This is a genomic window from Pollutimonas bauzanensis (assembly GCF_040393045.1).
Lineage (GTDB): Bacteria > Pseudomonadota > Gammaproteobacteria > Burkholderiales > Burkholderiaceae_B > Pollutimonas > Pollutimonas bauzanensis_A.
On sequence record NZ_JBEBUX010000025.1, the window covers coordinates 17,640 to 36,897 of the forward strand.

The following is a 19,258-nucleotide window of genomic DNA, read 5'->3' on the forward strand; positions in this document are numbered from 1 at the left end:
AAAAGGTTATTTCGATTTGCCCTGCTGGAAAAGTGCATCAAGGCGGGACTCAAATTCATGGTATCCGATGCGATCGTAGAGCTCTTCGCGAGTCTGCATCGTATCGATGACGTTTTTCTGGTGGCCATCTTTGCGTATTGCCGTGTAGACGGTTTCAGCTGCCTTGTTCATGGCGCGGAATGCTGACAGAGGGTAAAGCACCATGCCTACGCCCACACTGGCCAGCTCTTCTACGGTAAACAAGGGTGTCTGGCCGAATTCGGTGATGTTCGCCAGCACGGGCACGTTGAGAGCCTTCGTGAAGCGTTCGTAGGTGGCCAGGTCATAAGAGGCTTCGGCGAAGATGGCGTCGGCGCCCGCTTCGACACAAGCAACGGCGCGTTCCAGCGCGGCGTCAACGCCGTCGACGGCGATGGCGTCGGTGCGGGCGATAATAAAGAAATCGGTATCGGTGCGGGCATCGACTGCCGATTTGACGCGGTCAGCCATTTCCTGGGTGCCGACAATTTCTTTGCCGGGGCGGTGGCCACAACGTTTGGCGCCGACCTGGTCTTCGATGTGGCAGGCGGCCGCGCCAAACTTGATCAGGCTTTTGACGCTACGGGCAATATTGAAAGCAGACGGGCCAAAACCGGTATCGATATCGACGACCAGGGGGACATCGCAAACATCCGTGATGCGACGGATATCCGTCAGTACGTCGTCCAGGTTATTGATGCCCAGATCGGGCAAGCCCAGCGAGCCAGCGGCAACGCCGCCACCCGAAAGGTAGATGGCGCGATAGCCGGCGCGTTTGGCCAGTAAAGCGTGATTGGCGTTAATGGCGCCAATGATTTGTAGCGGCTGCTCTTCTTTCAGGGCCTGGCGAAACAGGGCGCCGGGGGAGGCGGGGCGGGTCATGAGGTTCTCCGGAAAAGGCTGCGTCAGCCTGAAAACAAATGGGGGCGCGCAAAGCGCTTGCTGGCAAAAGCAAGGCCCGAATTACCGGGCCTTGCTTGGACTGCATTACTTCAACAGGTCTTTTACCCCGTCGCGCTCTTCAAGAAGCTCGTTCAGGGTGAAGTCCATGCGTTCGCGCGAGAAGGCGTCGATTTCCAGGCCTTCGACACGGGTGTATTCGCCGTTGGCGGTTGTGACAGGCACGCCGTAGATGATTCCTTCGGGAATGCCGTAGGAGCCATCGGATGGAACACCCATCGTGACCCATTTGCCATTCGAGCCGAGGACCCAGTCGTGAATATGGTCGATAGCGGCATTGGCAGCCGATGCCGCTGACGATAAGCCGCGTGCTTCGATGATGGCGCCGCCGCGTTTGCCCACAGTGGGGATAAAGGTGTCGCGATTCCAGGCTTCATCGTTGATGAGGGCTGGCAGGCTTGCACCGCCGACCGTAGCGAAACGCGTGTCGGGATACATGGTGGGCGAGTGGTTGCCCCAGACGATCAGGTTTTCGATGTCGGCGACAGGCTTGCCCGATTTGGCAGCCAACTGTGACAGGGCGCGATTGTGATCCAGGCGCAGCATGGCGGTGAAATTCTTGGCGGGAAGGTCGGGCGCCGATTTCATGGCAATGTAGGCATTGGTATTGGCAGGGTTGCCGACGACCAGCACCTTGACATCGCGGCTGGCGACGTCATTAAGCGCTTTGCCCTGGGCCGTGAAAATTTGTGCGTTCACTTGCAGCAGGTCTTTGCGTTCCATGCCTGGGCCGCGTGGGCGGGCACCGACCAGCAATGCAACGTCGACATCCTTGAATGCTTCGCGCGCGTCGCCGTGCGCAGTCATGCCTTGCAGCAATGGGAAGGCGCAGTCATCGAGCTCCATCATGACGCCTTGCAGCGCCTTTTGAGCTTTTTCGTCGGGAATTTCCAGCAATTGGAGAATGACGGGCTGATCTTTGCCGAGCATCTCGCCCGAAGCGATACGGAAAAGCAGGGCGTAACCGATTTGACCGGCAGCGCCGGTAACGGCGACACGCATGGCGGGTTTGGACATGGACAATCTCCCGTGGGTATTATGAATAAGAGGGTACAGACAATTCGTAGTGTAAATCTTTTGGCTGCTGATACATGACGAATGTAGGCAAGGGCACACGGGAAACCGCATGACGAACGAGCGCGCAGCCGCAGCTTGGTAGATTATCCAAAATAATGCGCTTCGTCAAACGTCTTATATCTTATATAAGACAGAAGAGTGTTAGACAGAATCCGCCAAGCATGCGAAAATAGCGGGCGTTCCGGGAATGTTTTCCGAGAACGCTTTTCTAGGCGCCTGGCCGATACCATACTTAATACATGCCTCATGTCCACTAATCCCTTAACTGATCGAGTCGACACCGATCGCTCTGCCAGCAGCGCGGCGTTCAGCCCGTTGTACCAGCAGATCAAGGGTTTGTTGCTGCAAAGCCTGGATCGCGGCGAATGGAAACCGGGCGAAGCTATTCCAAGCGAATTCGAACTGGCCTCCCGTTTTCAGGTAAGCCAGGGTACCGTGCGCAAGGCGATCGATGAACTGGCTGCCGAAAACTTGTTGCTCCGCAGGCAGGGCAAGGGTACATTCGTGGCAACACATCACGAAGCCCGTGTGCGCTTTCGGTTTCTGCGGCTTACACCCGACGACGGCAAGCAGCCCGTTTCAGGCAGCCAAATACTGGAATGCCGGCGCGTGAAAGCGCCCGCCGATATCGCGGCCTTGCTTGAATTGCGTACTGCCGACATGGTGGTCAATCTGCGTCGATTGCTTTCATTTGACCAAATTCCCACCATACTGGACGACATCTGGTTGCCGGGGGCTGTGTTTCGCGGTCTTACCGCCGACTCGCTGGCGCGCTACCGCGGCCCTTTGTATGGCTTGTTCGAATCCGAATTTGGGGTCAGCATGGTTCGCGCCGAAGAAAAAATACGGGCCGTCTCGGCTTCCCAGGATCAGGCGGACACGCTCCAGGTAGCGTTGGCCAGCCCCTTGCTGCAGGTCGAGCGTGTGTCTTATACCTATGGGGACAGGCCCATGGAAGTTCGCAGGGGATTGTATGTAACTGAACGATTCCATTACAAGAACAGTTTGAATTGATTACGGTTTTTTGCCCATTTGATCCCAGTTGCTTAAATAGGCGAAAATACCAGTAGCGCTTTGCAATAAATTATTTGTTATAACTCGAGGCCGTCATGTCCGATTCAGCTTCAAAGCCACGTCCGCAGTTTCGCAATCTCAGCATTCTGCAGATCATGAGCTACCGCCTGCCCCTGGCAGGAAAAACGTCAATCTTGCACCGTATCAGCGGCGCGTTGTTGTTCGTCTGTTTACCGTTGGTCATTTTGCCTCTCTTCGCGCTCAGCGTGACGTCGCCAGAAAGCTATGCAAGCATCCAGTCCTGGGTTGCCAATCCGTTGTGCAAGCTGATTCTGCTGGTGCTTATCTGGGGCTACCTGCATCACTTCTGTGCGGGCATTCGTTATTTGTTCCTCGATCTGCATATGGGCAACGACAAGCACACCGCGCAAAAAACCGCCGGGGTCGTGTTGGGTGTCAGCCTGGCGCTGACAGTGGTGTTCGGTCTTAAATTGTTTGGGGTGTGGTAATGGCGACTCAAGAACGTCTTGGCACGAAACGCCTGGTAGTCGGTGCCCATTACGGCACCATGGATTTCATCGTTCAGCGTGTTACAGCCATCATCATGGCCGTCTACACGCTGGTGCTGTTTTTCGGAATTATCTTTACCTCCGAAATGAATTTCGAAAACTGGCGTCGCCTGTTTACCTTTACCTGTGCGGGCATCCCCGTGGGATCTTTGTTGGCTACGCTGGCATTCATCTCGCTGGCCTGGCATGCATGGATAGGTGTGCGCGACATCTGGATGGACTACGTCCGTTCCGCAGGTCTGCGTCTGTTCCTGCAAGTCCTGACCGCCTTGTGGCTGGTAGGCGCCGTTGTCTATTTTGCAAAAATTCTCTGGAGCTTATAAGCCGTGGCTGCTGTCAAAAATTCCTTACCACGCCGCCAGTTTGATGTGGTGGTCGTAGGTGCCGGCGGGGCCGGCATGCGTTGCTCGCTGCAACTGGCACAGGCCGGCTTGTCCGTCGCCGTTTTGTCCAAAGTTTTCCCGACGCGTTCGCACACGGTCGCGGCCCAGGGCGGTGTCAGCGCATCGCTAGGCAACATGAGCGAGGATCATTGGTACTGGCATATGTACGATACCGTCAAAGGTTCCGACTGGCTCGGTGACCAGGATGCTATCGAGTTCATGTGCCGCGAAGCGCCTAATGCCGTCTACGAACTCGAACACTACGGCATGCCATTCGACCGTAACGCCGATGGCACCATTTATCAGCGTCCCTTCGGTGGGCACACCGCCAATTTCGGTGAAAAACCTGTCCAGCGCGCCTGTGCCGCTGCCGACCGTACCGGCCACGCCATGTTGCACACGCTGTATCAGCGCAACGTAGCCGCCCGCACGCAGTTTTTTGTAGAGTGGATGGCGCTGGACCTCTTGCGCAACGACGCAGGCGACGTTCTGGGCGTTACCGCTCTGGAAATGGAAACCGGCGAAATCTACGTGCTTGAAGCCAAGCAAACTGTGCTGGCAACTGGCGGGGCAGGCCGTATTTGGGCTGCATCGACCAATGCCTTCATCAATACTGGCGACGGGCTGGGTATGGCCGCACGTGCAGGCTTGCCTTTGCAAGACATGGAGTTCTGGCAGTTCCACCCAACCGGCGTGGCCGGGGCTGGCGTACTGATTACCGAAGGCGTCCGCGGCGAAGGCGGGATCTTGCTGAATAAAGACGGCGAGCGCTTCATGGAGCGCTACGCTCCTACGCTTAAAGATTTGGCCCCACGCGACTTTGTTTCTCGCTCAATGGACCAGGAAATCAAGGAAGGCCGCGGTTGCGGCGATGGAAGCTACGTCGTGCTCAAGCTCGATCACCTTGGTGCGGATACCATCAAGAAACGTCTGCCTTCCATTCGTGAAATCGCAATCAAATTCGCCAACGTCGATCCTATCAAGGATCCCATCCCCGTTGTGCCGACGATTCACTATCAAATGGGCGGCATTCCTACCAACATCTATGGTCAGGTCGTTACCTTGCAGAATGGCGACACCAAGCCGGTCAACGGTTTGTACGCCATTGGCGAATGCGCCGCGACATCGGTGCACGGTGCCAACCGTCTCGGCACAAACTCGTTGCTGGATCTGATCGTGTTTGGCCGTTCGGCGGGCAACCACATTGTTGAGTCGCATCCTGAACGCGAGCATGCGCACCAAAATATTCCTGAGTCGGCTATCGATTTCTCGCTGGATCGCGTCAATAAGCTGGAAACCCGTACCAGCGGCGAAACAACACCCGATGTCGGCAATGCCATCCGCATGGCCATGCAACATCATTGCGGCGTGTTCCGTACGCTCGATCTCCTGAACAAGGGTGTGGACGCCATCGAAAGCTTGGCTCCTCAAGTCGAAAGCCTCTATTTCAAAGACAAGTCCAAGGTCTTTAACACGGCGCGTATCGAAGCGCTCGAAGTCACCAACATGATCGAAGTTGCGCGCGCCACGACCAAGTCGGCCGCCAATCGCACGGAAAGCCGCGGAGCGCACGCGCTCAACGACCATCCCGATCGTGACGACGAGAACTGGTTGCGCCATACTTTGTGGTTCTCCGAAGGCAGCCGTCTCGCATATAAGCCGGTGCAAATGAAACCGCTTACCGTAGACAGTATTCCGCCCAAAGCGCGGACCTTCTAAGCAGGATATCGAAATGAGTCAAAAACGTACCGTCAAGTTTGAAATCTACCGCTACGATCCCGATAAGGACGAGCGGCCCTATATGCAGAAGCTTGAAGTCGAACTAGAACCCACCGACAAGATGCTTCTCGATGCGATCATCCGCATCAAAAGCGATGTCGACGACAGCCTGGCTATTCGCCGGTCTTGCCGCGAAGGGGTATGCGGTTCTGATGCCATGAATATCAATGGCAAGAACGGCCTGGCCTGCACGACCAACTTGCTGGAACTGAAAGAGCCTATCGTGCTCAAACCATTGCCAGGTTTGCCGGTGGTGCGCGACTTGATCGTCGACATGACGCACTTCTTTAATCAGTACCATTCGATCAAGCCGTTCCTGATCAACGATCAGCCGCCGCCCGAAAAAGAGCGTTTGCAGACCCCCGAGGCGCGCGAAGAGCTCGATGGCTTGTACGAGTGCATCTTGTGCGCATGCTGTTCCACAGCTTGCCCGTCGTTCTGGTGGAATCCGGACAAGTTTGTGGGCCCCGCCGGACTGTTGCAGGCATACCGGTTCATCGTGGATACTCGCGACGAAGCGACTGGTGAACGTCTCGACAATCTGGAAGATCCTTACCGGCTGTTCCGTTGCCACACCATCATGAACTGCGCCGACGTCTGTCCCAAGGGCCTTAATCCTTCCGCCGCTATCGGCAAGATCAAGGAACTCCTGGTCCGTCGCACTATTTAGGGTTTGGGTTATTGATGAGAACGTTGTCAGAGCTGGAACGCGCTCGCCTCAGGTGGCGTGCGCGTAGGGGACTGCTGGAAAATGACCTGATCATCACTCGATTTTTAGATCAATACGAAGCCGAATTAACCGACGTAGACGTTTCCGCCTTGTCTTTGTTATTTGAGATGGACGATAACGATTTGCTTGATGTATTGCTGGCTCGCGAGGAGTTGGACGGTGTTTACAATACGCCCGATATTCGTCGATTGGTTGCGCAAATGCAGAAGCTCTAATTTTTAAGGAATAATTTGATGCAATTGTCAGATAAAAAAGCCACGCTATCGTTTTCCGATGGCAGTGCGCCAATTGAGTTTCCCGTATATCAGGGAACAGTCGGCCCCGAGGTAATCGATATCCGCAAGCTGTATGGTCAAACAGGCATGTTCACCTACGACCCAGGCTTTATGGCGACGGCGTCATGCGAATCTGCTATTACGTATATTGATGGCGACAAGGGCGAATTGCTGTATCGCGGCTATCCTATCGACCAGCTTGCGCAAAAATGCGACTTCATGGATATCAGCTACCTTATCCTGAACGGCGAACTGCCTAGCAGTACGCAAAAAACGGAATTCGATTCGCTCGTTACGCACCATTCCATGGTCAACGAACAATTGCATTTTTTCCTGCGCGGCTTCCGTCGCGATGCGCACCCAATGGCCGTCCTGACCGGGTTGGTCGGGGCGTTGTCGGCTTTCTATCACGACTCCACCGACATCACCAACCCGCATCATCGTCATGTGTCCGCAATCCGCTTGATCGCCAAAATGCCAACTTTGGTTGCCATGGCGTACAAGTACTCGCAAGGCCAGCCTTTCATTTATCCGCAGAATGATTTGTCTTACACGGGCAATTTCCTGCGCATGATGTTTGCCACGCCTTGCGAAGAATACAAGGTCAATGAGGTTGTTGAACGTGCCTTGGATCGCATCTTCATTCTGCACGCCGATCACGAGCAAAATGCATCGACATCCACCGTGCGCTTGTGCGGTTCGTCGGGCACCAATCCGTTCGCGGCGATTGCTGCCGGGGTAGGTTGCTTGTGGGGTCCGGCTCATGGCGGCGCCAACGAAGCATGCCTGCAAATGCTTGAAGACTTGCAAGCCAATGGTGGCATCGACAAGGTCGGCGAGTTCATGGAAAAGGTCAAGGACAAGAATTCAGGCGTTCGCCTGATGGGCTTTGGTCACCGCGTCTACAAGAACTACGATCCACGTGCCAAGCTGATGCAGGAAACGTGCAAGGAAGTATTGGCGGCGTTGGGTCTGGAAAACGATCCGCTGTTCAAGCTGGCCATGGAAGTCGAGCGCATTGCGCTTGAAGATCCATATTTCGTCGAGCGCAAACTTTACCCGAACGTTGATTTCTACTCGGGCATCGTGCAGCGCGCCATTGGTATTCCTACCGCATTGTTCACCGCCATTTTTGCATTGGCGCGTACAGTGGGCTGGATCGCCCAGTGGAACGAAATGCTGTCGGATCCCGATTACAAAATCGGCCGTCCACGCCAGTTGTACACCGGTTCGGAATCGCGCGACGTTCCCGCCAGCCGTTGATAGGTAGTTGAATAAGAAAGGGCCGCCGAGTATGTCTCGGCGGCTCTTTTTGCTTTTGGTTGAATAGTTGCTTATCAGCTATTCACGATTACAACTGAACCTGGCCAGCCTCTTGTTGCGCATCGACGACCGCCAAGGCCGTCATGTTAACGATACGGCGCACCGTGGAACTTGTCGTCAATACATGCACTGGACGCGCGGCGCCCAAAAGCACCGGGCCCATTGCCACGCCGTTGCTGCCTGTCATCTTGAGCATGTTGTAGGTAATGTTTCCGGTGTCCAGGTTTGGCGTGATCAACAAATTAGCCGGACCCTTAAGCGTTGAATCCGGGAAGGCCTTCAGACGGATTGTTTCCGACAACGCTGAGTCAGCATGCATTTCGCCGTCCACTTCCAGGTTGGGTGCACGTTCTGAAATAAGGCGGCGCGCTTCGGCCATCTTGCGTGAAGATGCTGTCGACCGGCTGCCGAAGTTGGAATGAGACAGTAAGGCAACTTTTGGCACTACGCCGAAACGAAGGATTTCGTCAGCAGCTTGGATCGTCATGTCTGCGATTTGCTCTGCAGTTGGATCTTCGTTTACGTGCGTATCGCAAATAAACAAGGTCTGCGTAGGCAGCATTAACACGTTCATCGCAGCGAAGGTTTTTGCGCCTGGTTTCAGGCCAATTACCTGCTCGACATACTTAAGCTGGTTGTCGAAGCGGCTGGCTACCCCGCAGATCATGGCATCGGCATCGCCGCGTTGAAGCAGCATGACTGCGATTAACGAATTGTGCTTGCGCACCATCGCCTTGGCGATATCAGGGGTGACGCCATCGCGGCCCTTGAGCTTGTAGTAGGCCGTCCAGGTTTCGTTGAAACGATCGTCATCTTCGGGGTTGACGATTTCAATGTCCTTGCCGACCACCAGGCGCAGTCCGAACTTCTTGATGCGCATTTCGATCACGGAAGGCCGGCCCACCAGAATGGGATGCGCAAATTTTTCGTCAACCACTGTTTGTGCCGCACGCAGTACGCGCTCGTCTTCGCCGTCTGCATAGATAACGCGTTTGGGCGCGCTTTTGGCTTGCATGAATAGCGGGCGCATCAATTGGCCGGTGTGATACACCAGACTCATGAGTTTTTGCCGGTAGGCTTCCATGTCTTCGATAGGGCGCCTGGCTACGCCGGAGGCCATGGCCGCTTCGGCAATCGCGGGCGCTATTTTGACGATGAGGCGTGGGTCGAAAGGTTTGGGGATGATGTAATCGGGACCAAACTCCAGCTCTTGCCCTGCATAGGCGGTGGCCACCTCATCGTTTTGCTCGGCTTCCGCCAGCTCGGCAATGGCCTTTACGCATGCCAGTTTCATTTCCTCGTTGATGACGGTCGCGCCGACATCCATGGCGCCTCGGAATATGAAGGGGAAGCACAATACGTTGTTGACTTGGTTCGGGTAGTCGGAGCGGCCGGTGGCGATGATGCAGTCTGGCCGTGCCGCCTTGGCGATCTCGGGCCGGATTTCGGGCTCGGGGTTGGCCAGGGCAAGAATAAGCGGGCTGCGGGCCATGGTCTTGACCATGTCGGCGGTCAGCACTCCGGGTGCCGAACAACCCAGGAAGACGTCCGCGTCAACGCAAGCGTCGGCCAGCGTGCGCGCGTCCGTATTCTGGGCGTAGCCCGCCTTGTTGGGCTCCATGTTTTCTTCGCGGCCCTTCCAGATTACACCGCGCGAGTCCACGACATAAATATTTGATTTCTGCACGCCCAGATTGACCAGCAGGTTCAAGCAGGCAATTGCCGCCGCGCCTGCGCCTGAGCACACCAGTTTCACATCTTCGATTTTCTTGCCAACGACCTTCAAGCCGTTGATGATGGCGGCTGAAGAAATAATGGCCGTGCCGTGCTGGTCATCGTGGAATACCGGGATTTTCATGCGTTCGCGCAGCTTCTTCTCGATATAGAAGCATTCAGGCGCTTTGATGTCCTCAAGGTTGACGCCGCCCAGCGTCGGTTCGAGAGCCGCAATGATATCAACCAGCTTGTCGGGATCGTTCTCGTTGAGTTCGATATCGAAAACGTCGATCCCGGCAAACTTCTTGAATAGGCAACCTTTGCCTTCCATGACCGGTTTGGCAGCGAGCGGGCCTATATTGCCCAGGCCCAGAACCGCCGTGCCATTGGTGATCACGCCCACCAGGTTTGAGCGGGACGTATATTTGGCGGCGGCATCTTCGCCTTCGGCATGAATGCTCATGCATGCAAAGGCGACGCCTGGCGAGTAGGCCAGCGATAAATCATCCTGGTTGGCCAGCGGCTTGGTCGGCATGACCGATATTTTCCCTGGATTCGGGTAGGCGTGATAATCAAGGGCCAGCTTTGCGAGGTCGGCGTTAGTGTCCATTTAGGTAACTCCTGAATAGAATAGAAAAAAATAATATGGTTTGGAATATTCTGGTTCTGGCGGCACTTGTTCTTTTTTGACGTGCGGGTTTACGGCAAGGCCGTTACGCTACCATAAGCTGCAAGTGTAGTGCGGTTGAAAATTGCCTGATGAGTCAATTTCAGCATAAGACAACAATAAATTGCTTTCCCGTCCGCGAATAAACACGAGGTGTTTGTTAATGCCAACGCTTTACCGCCTTTTGCCGAACATTTCGGGGTTTCGTTTTGCCCCCCAATGCTTCATAGGTATACTAGTGCGAATACGGCTTACTAAGGCGTCGTACGTTGCCTTCTGCCCCGCTATCCGCTAACCGGTCTGGCCGTGTCGCGGAAGGTTGTTCCCTGCATCATAACGAGTGAGACACTCGGATAGGTGAAGCGCATATATGTCATCGGAAATAGAACTTTTATCCAATTCTTACCTATTTGGTAGTAACGCCCCATATGTCGAGGATCTGTATGAATCCTACCTCGACAACCCCGGCTCTGTGCCGGATGAGTGGCGTAATTATTTTGACCAGTTGCAGCATCAGCCTGCAACTGATGGTCGCGAGATTACGCGCGACCAGGCCCATGCGCCCATAGTCGAGTCATTTGCACAGCGAGCCAAGGCCAATGCCTTTGTTGCGCGTGCCCAAGAGCCCGACCTTACCGTCGCTGGCAAGCAGGTCTATGTTCAGTCCATCATTGCCGCCTATCGGTCATTGGGCTCCCGTTTTGCTGAACTCGACCCGCTAAAGCGCCAGGATCGTCCGGTAATCCCCGAGCTCGACCCAAGTTTTTACGGCCTGACCGAAGCGGATCTTGATCAGGTCTATTCAGCCACGAATACCTATTTCACCAAAGCCGACACCATGACCATGCGCGACATGCTCAAGGCTTTGCGCGATACGTATTGCCGCAGTGTCGGCGCTGAATTCATGCATATTTCCGACCCTGCCGCCAAGCGCTGGATCCAGGAGCGCCTGGAATCTACATTGGGCGTTCCGTCGTTTTCTGTCGAGCGCAAGCGTCACATTCTGCAGCAGATCACCGAGGCAGAAGGCCTCGAGCGCTTCCTGCATACCAAGTACGTGGGGCAAAAGCGCTTCTCGCTGGAAGGCGGTGAAAGCTTTATTGCCTCCATGGACGAAGTGGTAGGCCATGCGGGTGAAAACGGTGTACAGGAACTCGTCGTGGGCATGGCTCACCGCGGGCGCCTGAACATGCTCGTCAACATCATGGGCAAAATGCCCGGCGACTTGTTCGCTGAGTTCGAAGGCAAGCACGCTGAAGGCCTGACCGATGGCGACGTGAAATACCATAATGGTTTTTCCAGCGACCTTTCCACGCGTGGCGGTCCTCTTCATTTATCGTTGGCGTTTAACCCGTCGCACCTCGAAATCGTCAACCCCGTAGTCGAAGGCAGCGTACGCGCCCGCCAAGATCGCCGCGGCGACGAAGTCGGTGCCCAGGTCCTGCCGGTTCTGGTTCATGGCGATGCCGCCTTCGCAGGGCAGGGCGTGGTCATGGAAACCCTTAACCTTGCGCAAACGCGCGGTTACGGTACCGGCGGCACGCTGCACATTGTCATCAATAACCAAATCGGCTTTACGACTTCAGACCCCCGCGATACGCGTTCCACGCTGTATTGCACTGACGTCGTAAAAATGATTCAGGCGCCTGTGTTCCACGTTAACGGCGACGATCCTGAAGCTGTGGTTTACGTCACGCAACTGGCTCTCGACTATCGTCTGCAGTTCCATCACGACGTCGTGGTCGACATCGTGTGTTTCCGCAAGCTGGGTCACAACGAACAAGACACACCGTCCCTTACCCAGCCGTTGATGTACAAAAGCATCGGCAAGCACCCAGGTACACGCAAAGTCTACGCAGACAAGCTGGTGGCTCAAGGTATTTTGACCGTTGAAGAAACAGACCAAATGGTTAAAGACTACCGTCAACTCATGGAAGACGGCCAGCGCACCATTGAGCCTGTATTGACGGACTACAAAAACAAGTACTCTACCGATTGGTCCCCCTTCCTGGGCGCCAAGTGGACTGATCAGGCCGATACCGGTGTGCCGCTTGCCGAGCTGACCCGCATCGGCGAAAAGCTCACCGCTGTGCCTGAAAACTTTACGGTGCATTCGTTGGTCAATAAACTGCTCAACGATCGCCGCAACATGGCTCGTGGCGAGCAGAACGTAGACTGGGGCATGGGCGAGCACTTGGCGTTTGCCACGTTGGTTGCCAGCGGTTATGCCATACGGATTACCGGCCAGGACTCCGGCCGCGGCACCTTCACCCATCGCCACGCTGTCTTGCACGACCAGAAGCGTGAGCGCTGGAACGACGGCACATATATTCCGCTGCAAAACGTATCCGATGGCCAGGCTCCCTTTACGGTTATCGATTCGGTCTTGTCGGAAGAGGCTGTCCTGGCTTTCGAGTACGGCTATGCAACCGCTGAGCCCAATACGCTTACCATTTGGGAAGCGCAGTTCGGCGATTTCGTCAACGGCGCGCAGGTCGTGATCGACCAGTTCATTACTTCCGGTGAAGCCAAGTGGGGGCGCCAATGCGGCCTTACGTTGATGCTGCCACATGGTTACGAAGGTCAGGGCCCCGAGCACTCATCGGCCCGTATCGAGCGTTTCCTGCAATTGTGTGCCGACAACAATATCCAGGTTGTACAGCCCACCAATGGCGCGCAAATTTTCCACGTCTTGCGTCGCCAGATGATCCGGCCGTTCCGCAAGCCGCTGATCATACTTACGCCCAAGTCGCTGTTGCGCAACAAAGAGGCAACCTCACCGCTTGCCGACCTCGCCAATAGCCAGTTCCTGCCTGTCATCGGCGAACAAGATGCCAGTATCGATCCGGCTGCCGTTTCCCGCGTGCTGGTTTGTTCGGGCAAGGTTTACTACGATATCGTGCATGCACGCAAAGAAGCTGGCCGCAACGATGTGGCGATACTGCGTGTCGAACAGTTGTATCCGTTTGCGCACAAGTCCTTCCAGGCCGAGTTGCACAAATATCCCAATGCCAAGGAAATCGTCTGGGTGCAAGATGAACCCCAGAATCAGGGCCCCTGGTTTTATATTCAGCATCATCTGTACGAAAATATGGCCGACGGCCAAAAGCTGGGCTATGCAGGGCGCGCTGCTTCGGCGTCTCCTGCAGTGGGCTACCTGGCTAAACACCAAGAGCAACAACGGAACTTGCTCGAGCAAGCTCTGGCGCCCAAGTTCAAAAGCTTTATGCTGACCAAATAATTTTTCAAAACGGAATACATACCATGGCTATTACTGATGTTCTCGTTCCCCAGCTTTCCGAATCGGTTTCCGAGGCAACGTTGCTCACCTGGAAAAAACAACCCGGGGAAGCTGTCGAGGCCGACGAGATTCTGATAGAAGTCGAAACGGATAAAGTGGTTCTGGAAGTCCCCGCACCAGCGTCGGGCGTACTCAAGGAAATCGTCAAGGGTGATGGCAGCACCGTGGCTTCTGGCGAAGTGATGGCGCGCATCGACACCGAAGGCAAAGCAGCTGCTGCAGCGCCAGCCGCCGAACCAGCTCCTGCAGCAGCGGCAGCTTCGTCGGCGGCGGCAGCGCCAGCGGCTGCGGCTTCCGCCGTGGCATCGCCTGCTGCCAGCAAGATCCTGGCGGAAAAGGGCGTTGACGCCGCATCGGTCGAAGGCTCCGGCCGCGGCGGCCGCATTACCAAGGGCGACGCCCTTGCCGCCGACAATGCACCAGCCAAGAAAGCGGCTGCACCCGCAGCGCCCGCTACTCTTTCGCTCGATGGCCGTCCTGAACAGCGCGTTCCCATGAGCCGTTTGCGTGCTCGCGTCGCCGAGCGTCTTTTGCAGTCGCAAGCTGACAATGCCATTCTTACGACTTTCAACGAAGTCAACATGCAGGGCATTCTTGATCTGCGTAAAAAGTACAAAGATCAGTTCGAGAAAGAGCACGGCGTCAAGCTGGGCTTTACATCGTTCTTCGTCAAGGCCGCAGTTGCAGCCCTGAAGAAGTATCCCGTTGTCAACGCGTCGGTCGACGGTAAAGACATTATTTATCACGGCTACTTCGATATCGGTATCGCAGTGGGCAGCCCGCGCGGCCTGGTTGTGCCTATTTTGCGCAATGCGGACCAAATGTCGATTGCCGATATCGAAAAGCAAATTGCCGATTTTGGTAACCGTGCACGCGACGGCAAGCTGACCCTGGAAGAACTCACCGGTGGTACGTTCTCGATTTCCAATGGCGGCGTATTCGGTTCCATGCTGTCGACACCCATCATCAACCCTCCGCAGTCGGCCATTCTGGGCATCCATGCCACGAAAGACCGTGCAGTCGTCGAGAACGGCCAGATCGTGATTCGCCCCATGAATTACCTGGCCATGTCTTACGACCATCGCATCATCGACGGGCGTGAAGCAGTGCTGGCGCTGGTGGCTATCAAGGAAGCGCTGGAAGATCCACAGCGTCTGTTGCTGGACGTCTAAGCATGCAGCTGACGGCGTAAATACCCGGCGGGCGCACCTTTAACCAGGCGCGCCTCTGCCGGGTTTTTACTTCGTAGCAACGCTGCTGGTTTCCCAAGGTTCGCGAACCCTTTGCGGGGTTTGCCTCAACACTATCTATCGAGAAAAATATGGCTAAACAATTTGACGTAGTCGTCATTGGCGCGGGCCCTGGCGGGTACATTGCCGCTATTCGCGCGGCGCAGCTGGGTCTGAACGTGGCATGTATCGATGCCTGGAGCACTGCCGACGGCAAGCCGGCGCCAGGCGGCACCTGCACCAACGTAGGTTGCATCCCTTCCAAAGCACTGTTGCAGTCTTCCGAGCATTTCGAGCAGGCCAATCATCATTTTGCAGAGCACGGCATTGAAATCAAGGGTATCGAACTCAAGCTCGACACCTTGGTTGGCCGCAAGGATACGGTAGTAAAACAAAATAACGATGGCATTTTGTACTTGTTCAAGAAGAACAAGGTTACCTATTTCCACGGTACCGGTTCGTTCGCCGCGTACGTCGATGGCGGCTGGTCCATCAAGGTTTCCGGTAAAGCCGAGGAAGACCTGGTCGCCAAGCACGTCATCATCGCCACTGGTTCGTCGCCACGCGCTTTGCCCGGCTTGCCATTCGATGAAACTCAGGTCTTGTCCAATGACGGCGCCTTGCGTATCCCTGCTGTGCCCAAGAAGCTGGGCGTCATCGGGGCTGGCGTGATTGGCCTGGAACTGGGTAGCGTCTGGCGCCGCCTGGGTGCCGAGGTAACCATACTTGAAGCCATGCCTGATTTTCTTGCTGTGGCTGACCAGCAGGTTGCCAAGGAAGCACAAAAGGCGTTTGCCAAACAAGGCCTGGCTATCCATACCGGCGTCAAAATCGGTGAAGTCAAGGCAACAGCCAAGTCCGTTAGCGTGCCTTATACCGACGCATCCGGTGCCGAACAAAAGCTGTCTGTAGATAAGCTTATCGTATCCATCGGGCGCGTTCCCAACGTGGCCGGCCTGGGCGTAGAAACAGTTGGCTTAAAGCTCGACGAGCGCGGCTTTGTTGTCGTGGACGACGATTGCAAGACCAACTTGCCTAATGTATGGGCAGTCGGCGATGTCGTGCGCGGTCCGATGCTGGCGCACAAGGCTGAAGAAGAGGGTGTTGCCGTAGCTGAGCGTATCTCGGGACAGCACGGTCACGTCAATTTCGGCACAATTCCTTCGGTCATTTATACCTCGCCTGAAATTGCCTGGGTGGGCAAGAACGAGCAGCAACTCAAGACCGAAGGCCGTGAGTACAAGGCCGGCAGCTTCCCGTTCATGGCAAACGGCCGTGCACGCGCACTTGGCGATACGACTGGCTTCGTGAAGATTCTTGCTGATGCCAAGACGGATGAAGTCTTGGGCGTGCACATTATCGGTCCTCAGGCTTCCGAACTGATCTCCGAAGCGGTCACCATCATGGAGTTCCGCGGGGCGGCCGAAGACATCGCTCGTATCTGCCACGCGCACCCCACGCTGTCCGAAGCAATGAAAGAGGCGGCCCTGGCGGTCGACAAGCGTACGCTTAACTTTTAATTGTTGATGTCGCACATAGCGTGACCTGATGAAGGGCGGGTATTATTGACTCGCCCTTCATCGTTATACGAGCCTGTTTTTATGAATGTTCTTGAGTATTACCACCACACGCTAAAAGAGCGTGCCTATCGCAGCGATGAAGCACAACTGACCGCCATTGAGCGCCTGCAAAGGTATTTTGATGATTGGGTCAATTTCAAGAACGCCCGCTCGTCGTCTTTGAAGAAGATTTTCCGGCGCCCTGATGTACCTCGCGGTGTTTACCTGTGGGGTGGCGTAGGGCGCGGGAAAAGCTTTTTAATGGATGCGTTCTTTCTCACGGTGCCAGTCAAGCGCAAGACGCGCCTGCATTTTCACGAGTTCATGCGGGGTGTGCACCACGAGCTCGGCGAAGTGCGCGGCCAGCAAGACCCGCTGGACGAGGTCGCGCGGCGTATTGCCAAGCGCTATCGCTTGATCTGCTTTGACGAGTTCCACGTGTCTGATGTGGCCGACGCGATGATACTGTACCGGCTTTTGCTCAAACTTTTCGAGTACGGTACATCGTTTGTCATGACCTCCAATTACGAGCCTTCCACGCTGTATCCCGATGGCTTGCACCGCGACCGCATACTTCCCGCCATCAAGCTTATCCAGGAACGAATGGATATCCTGAACGTGGATGTTGGCGTGGATTACCGCCGCCGCGCGCTGGAGCAGGTGCGCATGTACCTGACGCCCATAAGCGCCAATACCAATAAAGAACTGCAAGCTGACTTCGATCGCTTGCTGGATACGGCGCCGCTCAAGCCCGTGCTGACGGTAGAGCATCGCGAACTCAAGGCGGTGGCGCTGGGCGGCAGCATAGTCTGGTTCGACTTCGCCACGTTGTGCGGCGGACCACGTTCTCAGAACGACTATCTGGACCTGGCCAGCCGTTTCCATACGGTGATTCTGTCCGACGTGCCGCGTATGGGCCCGCGCAATGCGTCCGAAGCGCGCCGCTTTACCTGGCTTATTGATGTGTTCTACGATCACAAGATCAAGCTTATTATTTCCGCCGAGTGCGAGGCCGATCAACTTTATACCGAAGGCCCCATGGCTAACGAGTTTCACCGCACAGTTTCGCGCATCATGGAGATGCAGTCGCGCGAGTACCTGGAATCGGAACGGCGCGAGGCGGTTACCCTATAAAGGCTGTCGACCTGCAAAGCAAGCGCCTTCCTTGCAACCTATTTTCTTCAAGCGATATATGAATACCCGCGTATTAACTGGCATTACGACATCCGGAACTCCTCATTTAGGCAATTATGCCGGCGCTATCAGGCCGTCGATACAGGCTAGTAATTTGCCGGGTGTCGATGCGTTCTATTTCATGGCCGATTATCATGCGCTGATCAAGTGCGGTGATCCACAGCGTATTGCGCGTTCACGTCTTGAAATTGCCGCTACCTGGATCGCCGCAGGGCTTGATCCTGAAAAGGTGACTTTTTATCGCCAGTCCGACATTCCCGAGATACCGGAGCTGTGCTGGATGCTGACTTGCGTAACGGCCAAGGGCCTGATGAATCGGGCCCATGCGTATAAAGCATCGGTGGATCAGAATCTTGCCAAGCAGGTAGAGCCTGATGACGGCGTCAATATGGGCCTGTTCTCGTACCCGATATTGATGGCGGCTGACATCCTGATGTTCAACGCCAATAAGGTGCCGGTTGGGCGGGATCAAATTCAGCACATCGAGATGACGCGTGATATCGCCCAGCGGTTCAATCATTTGTATGGGCAAGGCAGCGAGTTCTTTGTCATGCCCGAAGTGCAGATCGATGACGACGTCGCCACATTGCCCGGCCTGGATGGACGGAAAATGTCAAAAAGCTATGACAATACGATTCCCTTGTTCGAGGGTGGCGCCAAAGCGCTGCGCCCCGCGATCATGCGTATCGTCACCGATTCGCTCGAGCCTGGTCAGCCCAAGGATGCCGAAGGGTCGCATTTGTTCAGCCTGTACCGGGCTTTCGCTACGCCGGCTGAGTCGCTCGACTTCCGCCAACAGCTTGAGTCCGGGTTGGGTTGGGGAGACGCCAAAAACCTATTGGCTGCCCGTATCGAGCAAGAGCTTGCGCCCATGCGCGAACGGTACGCCGACCTGATGGACAGGCCTGACCGTATCGAGGATATTTTACAGGCTGGCGCCGCCAAGGCGCGCAGCCTGTCGCAACCCTTCATGGCTCGTTTGCGCGATGCCGTTGGCTTGCGGGCGGCTCCTGCCGTGGTCGCAGGCAAGCGTGCTGGCGCCGCTGATAAAAAGCAGGCAGGTAAGCACGCGCGTTTTGTCAGTTTTCGCGACGAAGCCGGCAAGTTCCGTTTCCGCTTGCTGGGCGCCGATGGCCTGGAATTGCTTCTTTCCGAACCGTTTGACAACCCCAAGGCGATAGGCGCACTGACGCAGGCGATGCAGAATGCGCCGTTATCATCGTTGGCCACTGAAGACAACGGAATAGTGCAGGTCAACATAGACGGGACGCTTGTTGCCAGCTTTCCCGCTGCCAAGCTCGAGTCCGTGGCATTGGCTATCGATGGTTTAAGCCAGGGCTAGGGCATTTTTGCTCGAGGTGTTAACAGGGTTCGCGGTGGTGCATGGGGGCCACAAGGTCGCGCTATTGCGTGGACGCGGTGAGGGCGGTTTTTCGTTCTTGAGAAAGGCGGTTGTGTCAGGGG

The 19,258-nt window shown here is 55.6% G+C and carries 15 protein-coding genes; 12 read left to right on the forward strand and 3 right to left on the reverse strand.

What is annotated here, in order from left to right; all coding sequences use genetic code 11:
- Positions 1-6: 6 nt before the first annotated feature.
- Both prpB and ABWO67_RS06045 read right to left on the reverse strand, forming a co-directional pair.
- Entirely contained in the window at positions 7-900 is an 894-nt protein-coding gene (prpB, locus tag ABWO67_RS06040; RefSeq protein WP_353148966.1) for a methylisocitrate lyase, read from the reverse strand.
- A gap of 105 nt (positions 901-1,005) precedes the next feature.
- On the reverse strand, positions 1,006-1,995 hold the full coding sequence (locus ABWO67_RS06045) for a malate dehydrogenase (protein WP_353148969.1): 990 nt from the start codon (positions 1,993-1,995) through the stop codon (positions 1,006-1,008).
- Positions 1,996-2,301: 306 nt separating this feature from the next.
- On the opposite strand from ABWO67_RS06045, the gene ABWO67_RS06050 reads away from it, so the two are divergent.
- From ABWO67_RS06050 to ABWO67_RS06080, 7 genes are all read left to right on the forward strand, one after another.
- Positions 2,302-3,069: a GntR family transcriptional regulator gene (locus ABWO67_RS06050; RefSeq protein ID WP_353148972.1), complete on the forward strand. Its 768-nt coding sequence runs from the start codon at positions 2,302-2,304 to the stop codon at positions 3,067-3,069.
- 95 nt (positions 3,070-3,164) lie between these two features.
- Complete coding sequence (gene sdhC, locus ABWO67_RS06055) at positions 3,165-3,578, forward strand: succinate dehydrogenase, cytochrome b556 subunit (protein ID WP_353148975.1); 414 nt, start codon at positions 3,165-3,167, stop codon at positions 3,576-3,578.
- The gene (gene sdhD, locus ABWO67_RS06060) at positions 3,578-3,961 is read left to right on the forward strand and encodes a succinate dehydrogenase, hydrophobic membrane anchor protein (protein ID WP_353148978.1); all 384 of its coding nucleotides are present in this window, start codon (positions 3,578-3,580) and stop codon (positions 3,959-3,961) included. Before sdhC ends, sdhD begins: the two co-directional genes overlap by 1 nt.
- 3 nt (positions 3,962-3,964) lie before the next feature.
- Entirely contained in the window at positions 3,965-5,740 is a 1,776-nt protein-coding gene (gene sdhA, locus ABWO67_RS06065) for a succinate dehydrogenase flavoprotein subunit (protein ID WP_353148981.1), read from the forward strand.
- A 13-nt stretch (positions 5,741-5,753) separates the two neighbouring features.
- Positions 5,754-6,470, forward strand: coding sequence for a succinate dehydrogenase iron-sulfur subunit (locus ABWO67_RS06070; protein WP_353148984.1), 717 nt, complete (start codon positions 5,754-5,756; stop codon positions 6,468-6,470).
- A gap of 14 nt (positions 6,471-6,484) precedes the next feature.
- Positions 6,485-6,745 carry a succinate dehydrogenase assembly factor 2 gene (locus ABWO67_RS06075; RefSeq protein WP_353148987.1) on the forward strand — a complete coding sequence of 87 codons (261 nt, stop codon included), beginning with the start codon at positions 6,485-6,487 and terminating at the stop codon, positions 6,743-6,745.
- A gap of 18 nt (positions 6,746-6,763) precedes the next feature.
- On the forward strand, positions 6,764-8,068 hold the full coding sequence (locus tag ABWO67_RS06080) for a citrate synthase (protein ID WP_353148989.1): 1,305 nt from the start codon (positions 6,764-6,766) through the stop codon (positions 8,066-8,068).
- Between the two features lie 88 nt (positions 8,069-8,156).
- On the opposite strand, the gene ABWO67_RS06085 is transcribed toward ABWO67_RS06080, so the two are convergent.
- On the reverse strand, positions 8,157-10,454 hold the full coding sequence (locus tag ABWO67_RS06085; RefSeq protein WP_353148992.1) for an NADP-dependent malic enzyme: 2,298 nt from the start codon (positions 10,452-10,454) through the stop codon (positions 8,157-8,159).
- Between the two features lie 427 nt (positions 10,455-10,881).
- Between ABWO67_RS06085 and ABWO67_RS06090 the strand changes: the two genes are divergently transcribed.
- The 5 genes from ABWO67_RS06090 (at position 10,882) to ABWO67_RS06110 (ending at position 19,136) form a co-directional block, all read left to right on the forward strand.
- Positions 10,882-13,752, forward strand: a complete 2,871-nt coding sequence (locus ABWO67_RS06090) for a 2-oxoglutarate dehydrogenase E1 component (RefSeq protein ID WP_353148995.1) — start codon at positions 10,882-10,884, stop codon at positions 13,750-13,752.
- A 23-nt stretch (positions 13,753-13,775) separates the two neighbouring features.
- Positions 13,776-14,984 carry a 2-oxoglutarate dehydrogenase complex dihydrolipoyllysine-residue succinyltransferase gene (gene odhB, locus ABWO67_RS06095; protein WP_353148997.1) on the forward strand — a complete coding sequence of 403 codons (1,209 nt, stop codon included), beginning with the start codon at positions 13,776-13,778 and terminating at the stop codon, positions 14,982-14,984.
- Between the two features lie 149 nt (positions 14,985-15,133).
- Positions 15,134-16,561 (forward strand): dihydrolipoyl dehydrogenase, encoded by a 1,428-nt coding sequence (gene lpdA / locus ABWO67_RS06100; protein ID WP_353148999.1) that lies wholly within the window; start codon positions 15,134-15,136, stop codon positions 16,559-16,561.
- A gap of 81 nt (positions 16,562-16,642) precedes the next feature.
- Positions 16,643-17,734 carry a cell division protein ZapE gene (zapE, locus tag ABWO67_RS06105; protein WP_353149001.1) on the forward strand — a complete coding sequence of 364 codons (1,092 nt, stop codon included), beginning with the start codon at positions 16,643-16,645 and terminating at the stop codon, positions 17,732-17,734.
- A gap of 58 nt (positions 17,735-17,792) precedes the next feature.
- Positions 17,793-19,136 (forward strand): tryptophan--tRNA ligase, encoded by a 1,344-nt coding sequence (locus ABWO67_RS06110; RefSeq protein WP_353149004.1) that lies wholly within the window; start codon positions 17,793-17,795, stop codon positions 19,134-19,136.
- Positions 19,137-19,258: the final 122 nt, after the last annotated feature.

Excerpts from the sequence above, each read along its gene's own strand:
- prpB (WP_353148966.1), bottom strand. The coding sequence starts at position 900 with ATGACCCGCCCCGCCTCCCCCGGCGCCCTGTTTCGCCAGGCCCTGAAA.
- ABWO67_RS06045 (WP_353148969.1), bottom strand. The coding sequence starts at position 1,995 with ATGTCCAAACCCGCCATGCGTGTCGCCGTTACCGGCGCTGCCGGTCAA.
- ABWO67_RS06050 (WP_353148972.1), top strand. The coding sequence starts at position 2,302 with ATGTCCACTAATCCCTTAACTGATCGAGTCGACACCGATCGCTCTGCC.
- sdhC (WP_353148975.1), top strand. The coding sequence starts at position 3,165 with ATGTCCGATTCAGCTTCAAAGCCACGTCCGCAGTTTCGCAATCTCAGC.
- sdhD (WP_353148978.1), top strand. The coding sequence starts at position 3,578 with ATGGCGACTCAAGAACGTCTTGGCACGAAACGCCTGGTAGTCGGTGCC.
- ABWO67_RS06070 (WP_353148984.1), top strand. The coding sequence starts at position 5,754 with ATGAGTCAAAAACGTACCGTCAAGTTTGAAATCTACCGCTACGATCCC.
- ABWO67_RS06075 (WP_353148987.1), top strand. The coding sequence starts at position 6,485 with ATGAGAACGTTGTCAGAGCTGGAACGCGCTCGCCTCAGGTGGCGTGCG.
- ABWO67_RS06080 (WP_353148989.1), top strand. The coding sequence starts at position 6,764 with ATGCAATTGTCAGATAAAAAAGCCACGCTATCGTTTTCCGATGGCAGT.
- ABWO67_RS06085 (WP_353148992.1), bottom strand. The coding sequence starts at position 10,454 with ATGGACACTAACGCCGACCTCGCAAAGCTGGCCCTTGATTATCACGCC.
- ABWO67_RS06090 (WP_353148995.1), top strand. The coding sequence starts at position 10,882 with ATGTCATCGGAAATAGAACTTTTATCCAATTCTTACCTATTTGGTAGT.
- odhB (WP_353148997.1), top strand. The coding sequence starts at position 13,776 with ATGGCTATTACTGATGTTCTCGTTCCCCAGCTTTCCGAATCGGTTTCC.
- lpdA (WP_353148999.1), top strand. The coding sequence starts at position 15,134 with ATGGCTAAACAATTTGACGTAGTCGTCATTGGCGCGGGCCCTGGCGGG.
- zapE (WP_353149001.1), top strand. The coding sequence starts at position 16,643 with ATGAATGTTCTTGAGTATTACCACCACACGCTAAAAGAGCGTGCCTAT.
- ABWO67_RS06110 (WP_353149004.1), top strand. The coding sequence starts at position 17,793 with ATGAATACCCGCGTATTAACTGGCATTACGACATCCGGAACTCCTCAT.